At 45.3% G+C, this 3773-nt stretch carries 4 protein-coding genes; all 4 read left to right on the plus strand.

Going from position 1 to position 3773, the window contains the following annotated elements:
• Nucleotides 1-268 precede the first annotated feature (268 nt).
• The 4 genes from QUB61_RS38320 to QUB61_RS38335 all read left to right on the plus strand — a co-directional run bounded on the left by QUB61_RS38320 (nucleotide 269) and on the right by QUB61_RS38335 (nucleotide 3457).
• Nucleotides 269-835 (plus strand): sigma-70 family RNA polymerase sigma factor, encoded by a 567-nt coding sequence (locus QUB61_RS38320; protein ID WP_333136602.1) that lies wholly within the window; start codon nucleotides 269-271, stop codon nucleotides 833-835.
• A gap of 150 nt (nucleotides 836-985) precedes the next feature.
• Nucleotides 986-1600, plus strand: a complete 615-nt coding sequence (locus tag QUB61_RS38325) for a cupin domain-containing protein (protein WP_333136600.1) — start codon at nucleotides 986-988, stop codon at nucleotides 1598-1600.
• A 219-nt stretch (nucleotides 1601-1819) separates the two neighbouring features.
• Complete coding sequence (locus QUB61_RS38330) at nucleotides 1820-2263, plus strand: DUF732 domain-containing protein (RefSeq protein WP_333136598.1); 444 nt, start codon at nucleotides 1820-1822, stop codon at nucleotides 2261-2263.
• A gap of 387 nt (nucleotides 2264-2650) precedes the next feature.
• Nucleotides 2651-3457, plus strand: a complete 807-nt coding sequence (locus QUB61_RS38335) for a hypothetical protein (protein WP_333136596.1) — start codon at nucleotides 2651-2653, stop codon at nucleotides 3455-3457.
• Nucleotides 3458-3773: the final 316 nt, after the last annotated feature.

The raw sequence follows: 3773 nt of genomic DNA on the forward strand, positions 1-3773 counted from the left end.
CCCGCCCGTCCTTGTTGGACGGGCGGGACGCCCATCCCACAATAACAATTAAAATTGTAAGTTATTTAATTCGCGATCCTAATTAGGTGGTAAACTGCAAGATGACGTGGGATTTTTTCAATTTAAAGCACGACAAGATTAGCCAGAAAAGGCATACTCCAGCTTGTCTCCCCAACTTCTAACTTACAATTATGTTCTGTAGTGATATACGCCGAATTTTTAATTTTGGATCTGTGCCGTCAAAACAAAAATTTTTCGGTACACTGAGATGACAGGCCAGAAGTCAAGCGAGGAATCGCTGCTCTTAGTGCAGATTGCCCGGAAAGACCAAACGGCATTAGCTAAACTTTACGATCGCTACGGTCGTCCAAGTTACGCTCTCGCTTACAAAATTCTGGGTTCGGTAGAAGAAGCTGAAGAAGTGGTACTCGATGTTTTTTCCCAAATTTGGCAAAAAGCAGCAACTTACGATCCTTCTCGCAGTCGAGCAGATACCTGGTTGTTCATGCTTACCCGCAGTCGTTCCCTCGATCGACTCCGAGTTTTGCAGCGAACAGTCCGGGCGGCTCAGGCTTGTATGGAAGATGCTAAAATATCCACGGACGACATTGCAGAACCGATGGAAGATGCAATGCTCGAAGAACGCAGCGAACAAGTCAAAGCAGCCCTAGAAACACTGCCTGCAGAACAGCGAATTGCGCTAGAACTCGCCTACTACCAAGGATTGACTTGCGCGGCGATCGCGGCTAAAACTGGTATCCCCACAGGTACAATCAAAACCAGAATTCGGTTGGGTATTTCCAAATTGCGTCAAGCTTTGAGCGAACAATTTTAGATTATCAAACAACAAAATTTAAGTTGTTTAAGCTCAATCTAAAATTATGGCATCTCTCATCATCCATCTTCAGTGCGAGGGCAGCAGACCAATCTCAAATTTAAAATCAACTTAGGCTGAATTACAATTAATGGCGGAAAACAGATGGAAATGATGCCAGATGAGGAGTTTAATATCCTTGCCGCCCTTCAAGCTCTCGATACCCTCGACGAGTCAGAAAGTCGCGCACTTACAGAGAAATTGAGAGCATCTCCAGAACTGCAAAGTGAACGGGCTGCCTTTGAAGCAGCAATTGCCGCGATCGCCTACACAGCCCCCCCAGTTCCCGTCGCCCCCGACCTCAAAAACCGCCTGTTCCAGCGCATAGCAGAACTGTCGCCCACCCCGGCAGAATCAGTCAATTTAAAGCCAATTGTTACCTCCCCAACAGAGAACAATACTCCTTCTTTAATCGTGCGATCGAACGATGTCAAATGGAAATCTTATGGAGTTCCGGGAGTCTGGCTCCGCAAGCTTTACATTGACAAACAAAAGCGCGAAATTACCTGCTTGATGCGACTAGAACCAGGAAGCACATTTCCCCTGCACCGACACGCTGGCTCGGAAGAAGTGTTTGTATTAGAAGGAGATTTAATTGTAGAAGGGGAAATTTGTTATCAAGGTGACTACATTCGATCTGTTCCTGGTTCCACCCATTCGCCCCTGACACAAGGGGGATGTTTGCTGTTAATGAAAACTTCCACAGACAACGAAACGCTCGTCTGATATTATTTTTGTTGAATTGCCGACAGCTTGGAGGGCGGGTTTATGTAGATTTTTAGTTATAAGTATAGATGGTTGGTAAACCCGCCCCTACAATTATTTCGGTTAATTTACCGGACACGATCGAACTCAAGAACGCCATATTGCTCCGCATTCGGCGGTTAAAAATCCCAAATATATCACGTAATTTCCATGCTAAATTACTCGCGTTTAACTGCTGTTATGTCCGCCGTTATTATACAATTTGTACCCAGTGGTCAAAGCGCGATCGCCCAAGAACGCGAAGGATGTTTTATTGTCAATCCAGCGGGAGAAGTAATTAACTTAAACCAGTTGTGTTCGCCTCAAGAATCCGACATTAAGCTGACAGGAAACGATGGGAAATTTATCGAAGACTACAAACGCTTAGCAAAAAGCTACTCTCCCGAAGCAACGGACAATTTACTGCAAGCAATCCAAAGAGCGCCCGGTCAAAAAATTGCCACAGCTAAAAGAATGTGTGCGGAAGCAAAATCGGGACTTTCTCTGCCGGAGTTTAAATTAAGAGCGATCGGGCAAGCTGTCAGTATCGAAAATCCCACTGCCAAAGAAAGTTTTCTCGCCGATGCGGATATTATTACCACTCTTGCCGCCAACCATTATTGCCCGGAATTAGCCAGTAAGTAATATCATGAATTCTGTAGGGACACGCTAAGGGACATTGGTCTCAACTTAAGACTGATATCAATTCCGGTTGCACTCCTTATGATGGGGAGTGGTCCGTGGGGGAATGTGGAATTATTGACTTTGACTTTATCGTGCCCATCCAACGGGAAACGATATGAAACCCTTGAGAAATATCGGTTTTACCTGAGTCTAGATCCCCCTTGCATCCGCCGAATCGTTGCCGGGACTTTAGAACCGATTTTTCTTCCCCGTTGCGAAACATCGCAAACTTTGGAGACGCGGGTTTATGTCTCCATCGACCGACAGTAGGTCATTGACCGCTGAAATTATACTGCGACACCGTGTAAAGCCGTCCTAGAAGGACGGGGTTTCTACCCAATTTTTTTGATGAAACATTTAAAATCAAGCTCCGCCGACTTGCGGGGTTTATTCAAAGACAGCATTACAGTTAAATACCTCGCGGAACCGCTGAAATCTGTCCCCGCTTGCGAAGACGCAGCCAAATTGCGATCGTGGATGGAGACCCGCGATTTTGACGTGCTCGGTATCGAAGAAAACGGCACGGTTTGCGGCTATATAGAACGATCGCATTTAATGGCAGGCAAGTGCAGCGAATACCAGCAAATTTTTCACCCATCACAATTAATCGCCGCCTCGACTCCTTTAATGGAATTGCTGCCGCTGCTGCGAGAAAAACCGAGATTATTTGTATTAGAAAGCAACAGGATCAACGGTATCGTTACCTGCGGCGATTTGCAAAAAGCACCGGTGCGGATGCTGCTGTTTGGATTGGTGACGCTTCTGGAAATGAATTTATTGCGGATCGTGCGGATTTACTTTCCCCAAGATTCTTGGCAGAAGTTCCTTAAGAGCGATCGCATCTTAGTGGCAAAACACCTTTGGGAATTGGGGCGATCCCGAAATGAAGCAATTGACTTAATCGATTACCTGCAATTCTGCGACAAGCGAGATTTAATCCTGACTTCTGCTGAAATAGTCGATCGGCTGGGGCTGAAATCCAAACGCTACGGAGAGCGTTTTTTAAAATCAGCAGAAGCATTGAGAAACAAATTAGCTCACGCTCAAGATTTAATCAACGGTTCTTCTTGGCCCGAAGTGATTTTTTTAGCTCAGGAAATAGAAGCGCTTTTGCAGCGCTGCGAAGAAATTGAAATAGCCACACCGCTGGATTAGAGAGCATTTAATGGGTAACATTAGTTTTTATAAAGGTGATCTGTCCGCACCTTACATTGAGTTTTTAGGAAGGTGCGGACGGATCACCCTACATTAGTTTTTAATTTTTAACTTCCTGTTAGTGTACTGAGGAACCCACCCTTGAGCAGTGGTGTAATACTGCACGGCTTTCAAGTACAGCGACGGAGTGAGATAAAACCAATGTTCGGTATTTGCGGGGACTTTAATGTATTCTGCAGCTGTATCCGCTCAATAAATCGGGGTAACAGCAAAAAAAGAAGGTTCACAATCTAGGCACAGCATGGTAGAATATGAC

Source organism: Microcoleus sp. C2D2 (assembly GCF_036702495.1).
In the GTDB taxonomy this organism is placed as follows: domain Bacteria; phylum Cyanobacteriota; class Cyanobacteriia; order Cyanobacteriales; family Microcoleaceae; genus Microcoleus.